This is a genomic window from Beijerinckia sp. L45 (assembly GCF_009765775.1).
Lineage (GTDB): Bacteria > Pseudomonadota > Alphaproteobacteria > Rhizobiales > Beijerinckiaceae > RH-AL1.
Map to the genome: position 1 here is coordinate 1 of NZ_LMUU01000059.1, position 14,562 is coordinate 14,562.

Sequence of the window (14,562 nt, forward strand, 5' to 3'; positions counted from 1 at the left end):
CAAGTCATGCGAGCCTCTCTGATGTGCGTTTCGAAACTGACTGTCGATTGTCCAGTTCCCACACGAGCCGTCATGAGATGCGCTTACTGCGCGTCCTGTAATTGCGATTGTTTGCAAAGGTGTTTGAGCTGCGCACGCAGCTTAGCGCAAGAAAGGTGGCCGTCCATTTCTTCGGCCGAATAACCCTCTGCCTTCAGGCGCTTTCTCACAGAAGTTAGGCCACCGCATGATCCATCTTGCGCAAATTTAAAGGCTCTTTCTATGACGCCTTTCACGTGTCTTTTCATTCCGTCAATCCTAGTCTGGCGTAATATAACGCCAACGACCGAACCAAGCTATGGGCTGGACGTAAAACGGTTTTTTCTTTCTTGGTTTACATGCCTATCCGTTAATCAGATTTGATATACAACCATCAGCCGGTTGTCGTCTGGACATATTAGTTCGATAGGTGGCGGCTGATCGGCATTCAGCCACCCCCAAGGCGTGAGCCATTAGCCCACCATGGTAGTGGCCTACGCCTGTCCGATTGCGAGAAGATTGCTTGAAGCTGTCACACATGGAAGTCGCCTGGACGGAAAGTGTTGCCGCTAAGGCGACTGCAAAGGTAGCTGGTCAAAGAGCACGTCTTGCGACGATGAGCCACGACGATCCTCACCGCGCTGCGGAGGAGCAAATTCTGGTTGCTCTGGAGCAGAGCGCCGCATTAGCAGCCCTCGGTAGAACGCTTGCGGCGACCGACAGCGAATTTGTGGATAGAAGCGTTAGCGCCGCCGTTCTTAGTCGGGATTGAGCATCTTCGCCCACTTCGAACGTGCTCGGAACCTTAGCGCGCCCGCGCTGTTATCAGGATAATCGATCTCCCCCATCGAGAAAAACTGATGAAGCCGCCATTTTCCCCCGAAGGGCGGTTTCTTCGTTTTAGGCGGCATTTTTGCGCGGGCGACCACGGCCCTTGGTGGCAACCACCTTTGCTGCGGCTGGCTTACGAGCCCGCAAATTCGCGACCCCTAACCCGGATTGTTTAGCCAGCGCCGACCGAGCTGCCGCGTACGCAGGCGCCACCATCGGATAATCGCGCGGCAGGCTCCACTTTGCGCGGTAATCATCAGGCGTCATGTCGTAGGCGGTCGCGAGATGGCGCTTTAGCGACTTGAACTTCTTGCCGTCTTCCAAGCATATCAGAAATTCTGGCGTGATAGACTTCTTCACTGACACCGCCGGTTCCTGAGGCTCTTCCGTCACTGTCGCAACAGTGGTCATCGAAAGAGCTTCATAAACGCTCTTGATCAGCGCTTCGAGGTCGCCGGGCCGTACCGAATTATTCGACACATAGCTCGCAACGACATCCGCAGTCATAGACAGGTAGTTGGTCTGCTCAACATTGTCATTTGCTTCAGTCATTGTCGGCCCCGATTGCAAGATTCACATCATTTTTTAATCCCTTTTTACACGACTGCGCAACCAAAGACTGAGCCGGGCGCATTCAGTCTTTAATTTGTTGTGTATTTCTTTGAACCCGTGCGTAGACGCGTCATCTCAGCCTCGACGCGGTTCAAGGCTGCTTCGGTTTCTGAACACTCCGCTGCCTTGCGAGCCCAAAATGCAGCGCGTTCCTTTGCAGCGTTGAAGCCACTCGGCAGTCTGCCCGATGCTAAATTCGTTTTGCGAAAATCCATAATCTTACCCAAATCCAAATCCTCTCAAATAGATGTTGCGCAGCGAAAAATCTGTTAGGCGGCGAAAGGTTGCGCATACCAGCACTGCATCTGCTTAGTTAAAAGAAAACGATCCTTCTTTGACTCAATTTCTAATTAAATTCCTCCCTCAATCTAGGCTTGCTAATAGTGTGTGATCGATCGTGCATTCTTCTTCTCTGCAATCCGGCCAAAGCTCTTTTCTTCCATGACGCAAGATCAGCTTGATGGCTTTAACCACTTAATCGACGTATGGGAACAGTCCTACTCGACGAGCCCGATTGCACATTTGGCCTACTGTCTCGCGACGGCCACGTGGGAAACCGGCCGCACGATCTAGCCGGTGAAGGAAGAAGGCGGCAGCGCCTACCTATCGCAATGAACGCGCCAGCTCATCGCGACGGTATGGCTTGTTGAGGACCGGTACCTCGCCCTTCGCTACGGTCTAGTTTTCATCGAGATCAGCAACATATCCGGAGGTGAGCAACACCTTCAGGGCCGGCCTTAGCAGGCTGTTGAAAAAGCCTCTCGTCTCTCCTGCGTGATCGTGATTCAATTGGCCCGTTGCTGGAGGCTGATTTGCGCGGATCTGACGAGAGAACGGGATCGTTGTTCAGCTACGTGGATCTGGAAGCGCGGGTGCGCAAGGATCATCCGCTGCGCACGATCCGGCGGCTGGTGAACGAGACACTCGCCCTGATGGAGCGCGATTTCGCGACGCTTTACGCGGGCATCGGTCGACCCTCGATCGCGCCTGAGAAGTTGTTGCGGGCGATGCTGCTGCAAGCCTTCTATTCGGTACGCTCCGAGCGTCAGCTGATGGAGCGGCTGGAGTTCGATCTTTTATTCCGCTGGTTCGTCGGCCTCGGCGTCGACGAGCCGGTGTGGGATCACTCCACCTTCTCGAAGAACCGCGATCGGTTGCTGGAAGGGGCTGTTGCCGCGCGTTTTCTGGCAACGCTGCTGGCGCAGCCGAAGGTGAAGCGGCTGTTGTCCACCGAGCATTTCAGTGTCGATGGCACTGATCCAAGCCTGGGCGTCGATGAAGAGTTTCAAGCCGGTCGACGGGCCGAGCGATCCGTTGCCACCCTCAGGTGGGCGCAACGTCGAGACAGACTTTCGCGGCGAGACACGCTCCAACGCGACCCATGCCAGCGCGACCGATCCCGATGCCAAGCTCTATCGCAAGGGCGCGGTCATGGAGGCGAAGCTGGCCTTTCTCGGCCATGCCCTGATGGAGAACCGCTACGGGCTGATCGTCGACGCCTGCCTGACGCAAGCCAGCGGCCATGCCGAGCGCGTCGCCGCTTTGGCGATGATCGAGCCGCACGCCGATCGTCCCGTCGCCGTGACGCTTGCGCCGACAAGGGATACGATGCGACCGACTTCGTGAACGAGCTGAAGACGATGAACGTGCGGCCCCACGTCGCGCAGAACACGACGCGGCGCTCGGCGGTGGATGCGCGCACCACGCGGCATCCCGGCTATGCGGCGAGCCAGCGGGTCCGCAAGCGGATCGAGGAAGCCTTCGGCTGGATGAAGACCATCGGCGGCATGCGGCGACCGATGCTGCGGGGGACGAACCGCGTCGGCTGGGCCTTCACCTTCGCAGCCGCCGCCTACAACCTGGTTTGTCTGCCGAAACTACTGAAGAATACGGTCTGAGCGCGATGCGATCGAGCCAGCGGGCACCGCAGCGAACCGCGAAACGGACCGTGACGGCGCAGATCAGAGATTACTTGCGAGAAAAATTCATGCCGCGCCAAGTGCCGCTTGCGAATTACGTTCTTCAACAGCCTGCTAGACGATCCGTGTGTCAGGCCTGGCCGATGCCTTGGTGTATCGGCAACCTTAACATCCACTTCAGCTTGTGGAGCGGGGACGGATCCCCGACCGTGGTCTACCTCGTCATCGGGCTTTATCGCTGCATCAAGTGGCCGATCCCGATGACATTCCAGAACCGGAGATCGACATGGACTTCAAGAGAATCGTGATTGTCGGCGCCGCCGCATTGACGCTTGCGGCTGGCTCGATCGCTCTTCCGTCGGCGGCCGACGCCAGGGGCGGTCACGGTGGCGGTGGCCACGGTGGAGGAGGTCACGGTGGCGGCTTCCACGGTGGCGGCGGTTTCCATGGCGGCGGGCGCGGCTTCCATGGTGGTGGCTTCCACGGCGGCGGACGTGGTTTCCGCGGCTACGGCGGCGGCTATGGCTATGGCTATCGTTGCGGTCCGATCCGTTTAGCCGCTGGCCTATGTGGCCGCTACGGTTACTAGCCATAAGGAACGCATTGCTCCGGCACGTGCCGGAGCAATGCATTCGCCTGTTGGTCGGCGAGCAGCGTTTGTTCGGTGCGGCCCTCTCAGTCCGCCTTCAACCCGATGAATCTCGAGCACGCTACCGCCGCCACTTCCACGGCGTCCTCGTCGTTCGTCATCCCGCCGCCAGCCTGGATCCGCTTACCCGCTACGCTTGCGACGATCTTCGCGAGCTTCGACCTCGCGGCCTCATCGAGGTCGAACTCCGGGCCGAGCTCATCCAGCGCGAGGAGGAAGGCACGTTTCATGAGGATGGCTTCTTGGGACGCGAAGACGTCACCTTCTTCGATAACGGTGTTCATCCGTCCTCCCCGGTTCCGTTACCAACGTATAGAGACGGTGCGGAGGGGTATCGCAACATCGCCGTGGGCGACCAACCCTCGCCCGTTGAGATGGCCACGCAGATCGCCGGGCGCGGGCGGGTCATACGTGATGGCGAGGTGGACCAGCTCGTCGCCTACCGTCTCATCGACGTTCCGACGGAGCTCGCCAGTGTCTGTCATCGCACGACGCGTTCCATCGCGCGCTTCTGCTCCGATCCTTGCAGCATAAGAGCATGTGCTTCGTGAATCGATAAAGCCAAGCCGGTGTGCGACGACGAGCGTGCTGGACATTCTGCCGCCACCACGTCGATGACGATCAGGCGGCCGAGCGCGTCCAACGAGCGATCAACGTCTTCGCGTCCATCGCATGCATGGGGGGCTGACGAGATATCCCTGGACCTCGGTACATCCTTCCTGCCTGACACGGTTCAGTTGCTCTTCAGTCTCGACCCCCTCGGCGGCGATCGCCGCGCCGACCCGTTCGCCGAGCCCTACGACAGCCCGCACGATGGCCGCCGTGTTGGGGTCGTCGATGTCGTGCACGAAAGCTCGATCGATCTTGATCTTGTTGAAGGGAAACTGCCTGAGGTAGCTCAGGCTCGAATACCCCGTACCGAAATCGTCGAGCGCGATGCGGACGCCTATCGCCCTGAGCCGACGCAGGCTGGCGATCACGGCTTGTGCGTCCTGGACCAGCACGCTCTCGGTGATTTCCAATTCCAGGCGGTCCGCAGGAAGGCCGGATGAGGCAAGCGCTCTGCGCACGCTTTCCTCCAATCCGGGTTGCCGGAACTGCACCGCCGATACGTTGACCGCGATCCGAAGATGCTCGGGCCAGGAGGCGGCCTCGCGACAGGCCTCGACGAGTGCCCATTCGCCGAGACAGACGATCATTCCGCTTTGTTCGGCGATGGGGATGAACTCCGACGGCGGGACCTTGCCCCGTATCGGATGCTCCCATCGCATCAGCACTTCGAAGCCGACGATGTTTCCTGTCGCGAGCAGGATCACCGGCTGGTAGTCGAGGCTAAGGCCACCAGACTTCAGGACACCTTGCATATCGTGTTCGAGGCACGCCATCCCGGCAATCTTTGGTTCCATTTCGGCCTCGTAAAAGCAGTAGGTGTTGCGACCCGCCGCCTTCGCCCTGTAGAGCGCGACATCGGCGTTCTGGAAGAGTCGAGCGGCGTCTGCGCCTTCGCCCCGTCCGGTCGCAATCCCGACGCTAGTGCTTATGCGTACCGAGTGCCCATCGATCGCGATTGGCGTCTCGATCGCTTCGATGACCGGCATGCGACCGCTCTCGCTTCGTCGTCCGTGCTGGTTTGCCCCAACACAATGGCGAACTCATCGCCTCCAAGCCGAGCGACCATGTCGCCCTCCCGAACCACGGCCTTGAGCCTTTCGGCAACGATCGCGAGGACGGCGTCGCCGGCGGAATGCCCCCTCGTGTCGTTGACGGTCTTAAAGCCATCAAGATCACAAGCGAGCACGGCGAACGTATATCCTTGCTGCTTCGCCTTGCCGGTTTCACGTGCCAGCCGATCCTGGAACAGGATGCGGTTCGGTAGGCCCGTGAGCGCGTCGTGCGCCGCCATGTGCTCGATCTGCCGCTCGACCTCCTTGCGGCGGGTGATGTCGATCTTAGTGCCGACCATACGGGTAGGCCGCCCCTTCGCGTCCCTGGCGACGATCTTCCCGCGCGCGAGCACCCAGGCGTAGTTGCCGTTCTTCATCCGCACCCGGTATTCGCATTCGAGACGATCCGTCTTCCCACGCAGATGGGCGGCCAGCTGTTTGCGTGCGAGAGCGACGTCATCAGGTGAAGTCGGCCTCTCCAAGCCCGGATGTTCGGCGCGATGTCCCCCGGCCCGTAGCCAAGGATTGTCATCCACTGCCCCGAAAGGTCGACCTCGCCCGTCTTCAGGTTCCAATCCCAGAGGCCGTCGCTGCCGCTGTCGAGCGCGAGCGACAGGCGCTCCTCGCTGATACGCAAGGCTTCCTCCATGGCTATACGGTCGGAGACGTCGCGCAACGAGGAAACGAAACCATCGGCGATCCCGGTGATCGGATCGCGCGTCAAGCTGAAGGTCACCTCGACCCAGATCCACCGACCGTCCTTGTGACGGTAGCGCTGAAGAGCGATCCCCCTCTCGATCCTCGCATTCGCGAGGTCGTCCATGTTTTTGGCGAAGGTCTTCATGTCAGCGGGGTGGATGAATTCGAACGGACTGCCCCCGAGCAGATCCTCGGGATCGTAACTAAGGATGGTCCGGGCAGCCGGGGACACGTAGCGACGGGTCGCGTCAAGATCGGAGCGAATGATCAGGTCGGTGCTGTTGTCCGCCAAGAGGCGGTATCGCTCGTCGTCCTTCCTACGGGCGATGCGCGCCTCGTGAAGCCGGAAATGGCTCTCGACGATGCTTGCCAGATCATAGAGGCCACTAGACTCTGTAGCGCCGAAATCCGGGCGTGGAACGGTGTCCATGATGCATAGCGTGCCGATGTTCACCCCCGACTCCAACGCGAGCGGCACACCCGCGTAGAAGCGAGCGTTCGGTCCGCCCCGCACCAGGGAGGACCCGCGCCAGCGCTCGCTCTTTTCGAGATCAGGCAGGACTAAAGCATCTCCTGAGACGGCCTCGATGGTCTGGTGGCAGAAGGCGTCAGACCGGGGCACCGGGGCCGGGTCGACGCCGTAAGCCGCCTTGATCCAGACCGTCGCCTCGTCCACCAGGTTTACGAGCGCTATCGGGACGTCAAAGAGATTGGCGGCGACCCGGCAGACTGCGTCCAGATGGGCTTCCGCCGGGGTGCCTACGATGCGAAGGTCGTGAAGGGCCCTTAGCCGTTCGTCCTCCAAGGTCGAATGCGTCATGGGTCACCGTTACTCGATTGCCAATGCCATTTGACTGTACGATCCGCATTACTAAGCTTTTGTTTAAAACTGGCCTTCGATTCGAATGTAACGCTCTTATAGAAAATTACTTGTTGGTATACTCAAGCAGAGTATTCGCTATAGTGTATCGACATAATTTTTCTATATGTGCCAAGCTATATCAGTATTCCTGCCTACTTCTCCCGGAAGGTTCGTCTCATTTGATCTGTCAGCGGTTTCATCAGGTATGATGCCATCGTCCGCTCGCTGGTCTTGATGAAGGCCTCGGCAGGCATCCCGGGCTTGAGGGCCGTCCCGATGCCGCTTCCTCCCCCTGGCATGGCGATCTGCACGACGTAGTAGGCCTGCCCCGTCCGGGCGTCGGCCGTCGTGTCGGCCGCGACGCGCGAGACGTGCGCCTTGATCTCGGGCGTGGTGCGCTGGTTGAAGTTCGGGAACCGCAGCATCGCCTCCTGGTCCATGGCGACCTGATCGATGTCTTGGGCTGCGACGTGGACCTCCACCATAAGACGGTCTGCGTCGGGCACGACGAGCATGACGGTCTCGCCGGGTGACACGACCGCGCCCTTCGCATGGACTGCAAGTTCGTGGACGACGCCGTCCTGTGGTGCCCTGATGTCCAGGTGCGAAAGCTGATCGGCCGCCATCACGCGGCGTTCGACGACGTCGGACGTCTTGGACCTGAGGTCCGCCAGCTGTCTTGCGACGTCGCTGCGCATGTCGGCGTCGACCTGGATGACCTGCATCTCGGTCTCGGCGATCCTGCCCTCAGTTTGGGCGATCTGTGCGACCAGGGCGCCGCGCTCGCCGGAGATCCTGGTCCTGTCGCGTTCCAGAGCGTCCAGGCGCGTGAGCTGGATCAGGTTACGATCGAACAGGTCCTTCACGCCGACGAGTTCGCGGGCGACGATGACGAGTTCGCCATCCTTGGCGGCGAGCTGCTGCTTCAGCCCTTCGATCTCGTTGCGTAGCTGGCCGATGCGTTGGCGCATCTGGTCCTTCTGGCCGCTACGTGCCTTCACCCTCAGGAAGAACAGCTTGGATTCGCCGAGAATGATGCGACCGGCGTCCGGATCGCTCGTTCCGGTCAGCTCCTTCCCGTAGACGACTGCCTCGGCCCCGTCCGCCTCCGCTTCCAGACGGGATTTCTGCGCCTGCATTTCGTAATAGCCCTTTGTCAGTGCCGAAAGCGTGGCCTTGGCCACGGTCTCGTCCAGCCTGATTAGGACCTCACCCGCCTTCACGCGGGCCCCTTCGTCGACGAGCAGGGCCGCGACGACGCCACCGGTTTGGTGCTGCACCTTCTTGACGCTCGACTGGACGACCAGCGAACCAGAGGCGACGACGGCGCCGGCAAGCTCGGTGCTTGCGCCCAAGACCCCGATGCCGAGGACCAGGACGCCGGCACCGACGCCGATGGCGATCAGGTGGTTGCGGATGGAGCGGCGAGTGACCAGAGCGGCTCCGATCTCGGGCAGGTCATTCCGCTGCTTGGGCATATGTCGGGCTCCTTTTCGCACGGGGCTTCGCTCGGGTCTTGGCGGACGCCGTCCCCACGACGGGTTTTGCCTTGGAAGGGGGAACCGGCTTGGCGGTGGAAACGGTATCGGCGACAATCGTTGGCGCAGGCGTCGGTTGGGGCGCCGACAGGCGCCGCAGGATGTCGTCGCGGGCTCCGAAGGCCTGGACACGTCCCTCGTTGACAACCATCACCTTGTCGACGGCGGCAAGAGCGCTCGGGCGGTGGGCGATCACGACCGCCATGCCGCCGCGCGCTCGGACGGATTGGATGGCCTTGGTCAGCGCCACCTCGCCTTCCGCGTCTAGATTGGAGTTCGGTTCATCCAGGACCAAGAGGAAGGGATCGCCGTAGAGGGCGCGCGCCAATGCGATGCGTTGGCGCTGGCCTCCGGACAGGAGTGCTCCGCCTTCCCCGACCTGGGTCTCGTAGCCGTTGGGCATCCGCAGGATCAGTTCGTGCACGCCCGCCTTCTCGGCCGCGTCGAACAGTTTTCGGGGGTCCTCGTCGCGGAACCGGGCGATGTTCTGGGCAAGCGTGCCCGGTAGGAGTTCAACGTCCTGCGGCAGGTAGCCGATCGTGGCGCCGAGCGCATCGATGCTCCACTGGTTCAGTTCGGCATCGTCGAGACGGACGACGCCGCGGGCCGCAGGCCACAGGCCGACCAGCGCCTTGGCCAGGGAGGATTTGCCCGAACCGCTGGGGCCGATGATCCCCATGGCGCTGCCCGCTTCCAGCGCGAATGTGACGTCGTGCACGACGGGCGCCTCGCGACCGGCGACGAGGAGGCTGACCGAAGTGAAACGCAGGTTGCGGCTTGGCGTCGGCAGCGGGATCAGTTCCGTTGGCACGGGCGTGTCGGCAAGCGCGGCGGCCAGGCGCGCCAGACTCTGACGCGCGGCGATGAAGCCCTTCCAGTTGGCGATCAGGAGTTCGACGGGTGACAGGGCGCGGACCGTCAGAATGCTGGCTGCGAGCATGACGCCGGCGGTCGCTTGCTGCTGCACCACGAGGTAGGCGCCCAGGGCGAGGAGGGCGGACTGGAGCAGCATGCGGAAGGACCGCAGCAGGCTTCCGAACCCGCTGGCGATGTCCGCGCTACGCACCTGTTCCTGGCGGCACTCCCTGTTCGCGACCTCCCAGTGCTCGCCCATGACGGCGTGCATGCCGAGCGCCTGCAGGAGCCCCGCGTTACGCTTCATTGTGTCGGCGAAGGCGCGCCGGGCGTTGGCTGCGTCGAGCGCCCGCTCTGTGGGACGGCGCAGCGTCGCCTCCGTCAGGAACGCGAGAGCGCAGAGGCAAGCTACGCCGCCTAGGACCGCCCATCCCATCAGCGGATGGAACATGAAGCAGACGCCGACGTAAATCACCATCCAGGGAAGGTCGAAGAAGGCGGACAGCGCGGTCCCTGACGCGAAGCCGCGCAGGGTGTCGAGGTCGCGAACGCACTGGTTGGCGTCGCCGCGCGGACCGGAACGCCTGTCGCTCTGCAGGAGGAGGGCGAAGACGCGCCCGCTCAGGCATTGGTCCATGTAGAGGCCGAGCCTGGTGAAGACCCGGCTGCGCAGGAACTCGAGGCAACCCATGAAGGCGATCATGACGAACGCCAGGACGAACAGGCCGACCAGGGTGGGCATGCTCTTCGAGGGCAGCACGCGATCGTAAACCTGGAGCATGAAGAGCGGACTAGTGAGCATCAGTATGTTGATGAGGCCGCTCGTCAGCGCGAGCATCCCCAGGACGGGACGCAACGTCGTGAGGATCGGGCCGAAGTCGGTCGAGCGGAAGATGGATGGCGGCTTGGCGTGCATGGTCCCTCCGCGCAAAGGCGGGTTGGAGAACGACGGGCCGAGACGGGAGTGGATGGGGCGGCCTATTGGCCGCCCGTCCTATTAGGCATGGTGGGCTTCGTGACCCAAGGCCGCGAGCGGATCTGAGTGGACGATCGGTAGGTCGACGTGCGCCAGCCCCAAGTCCAATCCCGCGTGCTCGACGGCGGCGCCAGCGGGCGCCGTGGCCGAAGCGCCGGTGCCCGTGAGGGCGCCCGTCAACGCGTCGGTTCCATGCCCGCCGAGCGACGGGAAGGTGATGCTGTCGCCTGTCAGCAGACCGACGTTGGCGAGCGCAGGCACGGAGGCCGGGACGCTGGCGGCGTGGACGTCGGCGACGTGAGACTGCCCACCCGACGTACCGAGCAGGTCGACCGTTCCGACGTTCGGCGCTCCCGCAGGACCGACGGCGACCGTCGCGAGGTCGTGGGAGCCGGCTTCGGTGCCGCTTCCGCCGAGCAGGTTCGCCACCGGAGCGAGGACGTTCGATCCCGATCCGACCGCGGCGCTCACCGGCGCGAGCGCACCCGTGAGGTCGCCGTGCGAGAGGGCTCCATCGAGTCCGGACAGCGGGGACGATCCGCCGGCCAACCCCGACACCAGGCCCGTGACGGGGGTCAGCGCGCCGGCGCCGCCGGCTATGTCAGGAAGATGAGCCGTCTCTCCAACCGCCGATCCCACGATGCTCCCCAAGGACAACAGGTTCGCCTGGACATCGGAGGGCAACGGAGCGAGGCCCTGGCTCAGGCCGGCGATCGCGTCGCCCGGGACGTGGAGGACGTCCGTCACGGTATGGTCGAGCGTCCCGGCCAGGTCGGCGGCCGCCGAAGTCACCGGGGCTAGACCGAGAGACGATCCGGTACCTGCGACCGCTGTGGCCACGGGCGTCACGATCCCGTCGACGATGCCCTGGCCGGGGAGGTCGCCCGCCAGCAGGCCGCCGCCCGTCACAGGATGCGTTAGGGTATCGAGTACCGATCCGGAGAGGTCGGAGGCGACGGCGTCCAAGACGTTCGGTGCCGCCTGCGAGACCGAACCCAGATCGTGGCCGAGGTCACCCGGCAGTGCGGCGATCGGCGTGACGTCGCCGGAAGCCAGCGCACCCGGCGCGGACAGGACGTCCGTCAAGGTGTTCGCGCCTGGCTGGCCGAGGCCGACGGCGTCACCCAGGCCAACAACGGCAGCTATGGTGTTTGGAGCGGTGGCGCTCGTAGCGCCCTCGACCGTGCCTTCGACGCCGGTGACCAAGCCGTCGACGGCGGAAGCGACCGGGAAGGTCGTTAGGCTATGCGCGACGTCGGTGACGACGCCCAGCGGGTCCTGTAGCGCAGCGCCGCTCGCCAGGTCCTTGTCGGCGCCGTGCACGAGGTGCATCCCGGCCGTCCCGATGGCGGAGAGATCCGTCGGCAGGTTGGCGATCGACGACGTGTCGCCATTCAGCAGGGTGTCAGGCGTCGAGACGACATCGGTGAGCAGATTGTCACCGCCAAGTTTGCCCAGCCCGACGGTCTCGCCAAGGTTGGTGATCCCGTGGACCGTGCCCGACGTCCCGTCCATGTCCGCTGCGGACTCAAGGGTGGAATGCACGGCCAGGATCGGGGCGTTGAGGCCGTACTCCAATGCCGTCGGCTGCAGGGCCTGCGCGTCGGCAAGGGTCGCCGCCGCCGGAGCCGCGATCGATGGGTTCACGCCCGCGTCGGACAACGTGCCGGTCGCCAGGTTTTCGGCAGTGGCGACGATCGACGTCGCGTCGGCCGCAGGATGCAGCGTTGAGGTATCACCCGAAAGGACCGCCGTCGGAGCCGAAAGCACGTCGGTCAGGAGGTTCGCCTGACCGATCTTGCCGAGGCCGATCGCTTCGCCGAGGCCGGTCACGCCATGGAGCGAGCCGATCAGGCCGTTGGTGTCGGCGGTCTGTTCGATATTCGAGTGCAGGTCGAGGACCGCTGTGTTGGCGGCGTCGGTCAGGCCGGCGCCTGACGTGTTTCCATCGTCGGTGGTGTTTGGCAGGTCCGTCAGGGAGCCGAGCGACGAACCGGCGAGCGGTGAGGCCGCGACGTCGTCGGACTGCAGCGTCGCCGAAGTCGGGTCGCCCAAAAGAGCGTCCCCGCCGTTCAGGATCTCGGAATTACGGAGGGTCGAGAGAGCGTTGAGTATCGAGTCGAGGGCCATATCTGGTTCCTTCCACTGAGAGTACGCGATGGACCAACAGTGACCACGGGGGAATGTTTGCATCCCGAAATTGGTAAACAGACTCTATTGTAAAGTAATATTAAAGCCGATTATTTCGATTTGATTACAACTGGCAATGTTGCATACGCACCATTCCTTGCTGTTACTTTCAATTTGGTGTGTTGTCCGACGTCCTGCATGCGACCGCCGTCGCCGAGAGATCGCCAGGCGCCAAGTCGACATGGAAGATCTGGGACCCCAGGCCTGGAGGCCTGCGGAACAGGCAGGCGACGCCGTACGCCGTTGGCTTCGCCCCGCTCCATCGATGCGCATCGAGAACCGACTTTGTGGCGAAGCCGGCGTGAAGATCAGCGTTTCGACACGATGTGCAGGGCGCCCACCTCTTTCAGGTCAAGCTGTTTTTCGAGGACATGGATTACCGCGTCGCCGATCTCGTGGGCGCGGTGCATCCTCAGGACCTCGCCTCGGCCTGCGGCGATGGCTGCAAGGTTTGCTGAGAAGTGCTCCGTCCGATGCGGGGTCAGCTCCACCTCGGCCGTGCTGAACCGCGTCGCGATTTTCACCCGGTGACCGTACTGCTCGATGAGTCGGGGATGGCGATGATTGCCGTCGGGCAGCAGCGAGCGCTCTGTTACCGCCGCAAGCTGCGCCTGCGCCATCCAGCCCGCGCCTCGGCCTCGGACATGCCCTCCGGCTCGGCGGCGCCCGTGAGGCGGAGCACGCGGATCAGCGGCGCAAGCGTCGTGCCCTGGACCAGGACGGTGACCAGGATGACCAGGAAGGTCGTCGCCAGGATGAAGTCGCGGCCGGGGAAGGCTTCGGGAAGCGACAGGGCCGCGGCGAGGCTAACGACGCCGCGCATCCCCGCCCAGCCCATGACGATCGGCACGGCGACGGGCGGGTAGGGGTCGCGTCGCCGGTACGACTCGATTGCAACGCGCGGCAGGTAGACCGCCGCAAAGATCCATACAAAGCGTGCCAGGATCACCGCGGCGACGACAGCCGCAGCCGGCATCAGCAGCACGTGGATCGCCTGCCACGTCCCGCCAAGACGGCCGAGGACGCCACGCAGCGACAGGCCGATCAGGATGAAGACCATCGACTCGAGGATGAAGACGACGAACCGCCAGACCGCCATCAGCTGCATCAGCACCGTCGCGCTCAGCCGCTCGTGCTGCCGCCGGCCGATCACCAGCCCGCAGGCGACCGTGGAGAGCACGCTCGAGCCGTGCAGCGCCTCGGCGCCGACATAGGACATGCATGCGGCCAGGAAGCTGCCGATGATGGCGAGGTGCGCCTCCTTGAGGCAGCCGACGAGCGTGCTCGCAAAGAACCCGCAACAGACGCCCGCGGGCACCCCCACGATCGCCAGGATGCCGAAGCTCGCAGCGGCGTGCCTGGCGTCGAAGCCGCCGGTCAGCGCCGCCGCGACGGCGAAGCGGAACAGCACCAGACCGGTCGCGTCGTTGACCAGGCTTTCGCCTTCCAGCAGCAGCCTGACGCGGCGCGGAAGTGGGAGCTGTTCGAGGACGGCTTTGGCGGCCACGGCATCGGGCGGCGAGACGATCGCACCGAGCGCGAAGCAGGCCGCCCAGGGCAGGGCGGGAACCACCCAGTGCGCGACGACGCCGACCACGAGCGTGGTGAAGACCACAGCGCCGATGGCGAGCTGCAGGATCGTGCGGAGGTTCGACTTGAAGTCTTGCAGGAGGTGAGGTAGGCGCTGGCGAGCAGGAGCGGCGGCAGGAAGAGGATCAGGACGAGGTCCGGATCGAGCTCGACGTCCGG

At 63.2% G+C, this 14,562-nt stretch carries 13 protein-coding genes and 1 pseudogene; 1 reads left to right on the top strand and 13 read right to left on the bottom strand.

The genetic code is table 11. From position 1 onward, the window contains the following. Positions 1-918: 918 nt before the first annotated feature. Positions 919-1,401 carry a MucR family transcriptional regulator gene (locus GSQ79_RS06315; RefSeq protein ID WP_158807885.1) on the bottom strand — a complete coding sequence of 161 codons (483 nt, stop codon included), beginning with the start codon at positions 1,399-1,401 and terminating at the stop codon, positions 919-921. Positions 1,402-1,490: 89 nt separating this feature from the next. After that, positions 1,491-1,688, bottom strand: a complete 198-nt coding sequence (locus GSQ79_RS06320; protein ID WP_158807886.1) for a hypothetical protein — start codon at positions 1,686-1,688, stop codon at positions 1,491-1,493. 780 nt (positions 1,689-2,468) lie between these two features. On the opposite strand from GSQ79_RS06320, the gene GSQ79_RS06325 reads away from it, so the two are divergent. After that, positions 2,469-3,359, top strand: a complete 891-nt coding sequence (locus GSQ79_RS06325) for a transposase (protein ID WP_246725132.1) — start codon at positions 2,469-2,471, stop codon at positions 3,357-3,359. A gap of 253 nt (positions 3,360-3,612) precedes the next feature. Here GSQ79_RS06325 and GSQ79_RS06330 read toward each other — a convergent pair whose 3' ends face one another. The 11 genes and pseudogenes from GSQ79_RS06330 to GSQ79_RS06380 all read right to left on the bottom strand — a co-directional run. Next, positions 3,613-3,864, bottom strand: a complete 252-nt coding sequence (locus tag GSQ79_RS06330) for a hypothetical protein (RefSeq protein WP_158807887.1) — start codon at positions 3,862-3,864, stop codon at positions 3,613-3,615. Between the two features lie 191 nt (positions 3,865-4,055). Further along, a complete protein-coding gene (locus GSQ79_RS06335; RefSeq protein WP_158807888.1) occupies positions 4,056-4,313 on the bottom strand; it encodes a hypothetical protein in 258 nt (85 codons plus the stop codon). 197 nt (positions 4,314-4,510) lie between these two features. Then, entirely contained in the window at positions 4,511-4,672 is a 162-nt protein-coding gene (locus GSQ79_RS06340; RefSeq protein WP_158807889.1) for a hypothetical protein, read from the bottom strand. A gap of 7 nt (positions 4,673-4,679) precedes the next feature. Next, entirely contained in the window at positions 4,680-5,435 is a 756-nt protein-coding gene (locus tag GSQ79_RS06345; RefSeq protein ID WP_368669923.1) for a putative bifunctional diguanylate cyclase/phosphodiesterase, read from the bottom strand. Positions 5,436-5,519: 84 nt separating this feature from the next. Then, a pseudogene (locus tag GSQ79_RS06350) lies at positions 5,520-6,175 on the bottom strand (diguanylate cyclase); the annotation flags it as partial. Beyond that, positions 6,067-7,212, bottom strand: coding sequence for a PAS domain S-box protein (locus tag GSQ79_RS06355; RefSeq protein ID WP_158807892.1), 1,146 nt, complete (start codon positions 7,210-7,212; stop codon positions 6,067-6,069). The pseudogene GSQ79_RS06350 and the gene GSQ79_RS06355, both read right to left, overlap by 109 nt. 194 nt (positions 7,213-7,406) lie before the next feature. Beyond that, a complete protein-coding gene (locus GSQ79_RS06360; RefSeq protein WP_158807893.1) occupies positions 7,407-8,732 on the bottom strand; it encodes an HlyD family type I secretion periplasmic adaptor subunit in 1,326 nt (441 codons plus the stop codon). Continuing rightward, the gene (locus GSQ79_RS06365) at positions 8,713-10,563 is read right to left on the bottom strand and encodes a type I secretion system permease/ATPase (protein ID WP_158807894.1); all 1,851 of its coding nucleotides are present in this window, start codon (positions 10,561-10,563) and stop codon (positions 8,713-8,715) included. Before GSQ79_RS06365 ends, GSQ79_RS06360 begins: the two co-directional genes overlap by 20 nt. An 81-nt stretch (positions 10,564-10,644) precedes the next feature. Next, complete coding sequence (locus GSQ79_RS06370) at positions 10,645-12,753, bottom strand: hypothetical protein (protein ID WP_158807895.1); 2,109 nt, start codon at positions 12,751-12,753, stop codon at positions 10,645-10,647. 368 nt (positions 12,754-13,121) lie between these two features. After that, a complete protein-coding gene (locus GSQ79_RS29330) occupies positions 13,122-13,433 on the bottom strand; it encodes a hypothetical protein (protein WP_158807896.1) in 312 nt (103 codons plus the stop codon). Then, positions 13,406-14,562 (bottom strand): sodium:proton antiporter (locus GSQ79_RS06380; RefSeq protein WP_158807897.1); only part of this gene is annotated, 1,157 nt, incomplete at its 5' end. The genes GSQ79_RS29330 and GSQ79_RS06380, both read right to left, overlap by 28 nt.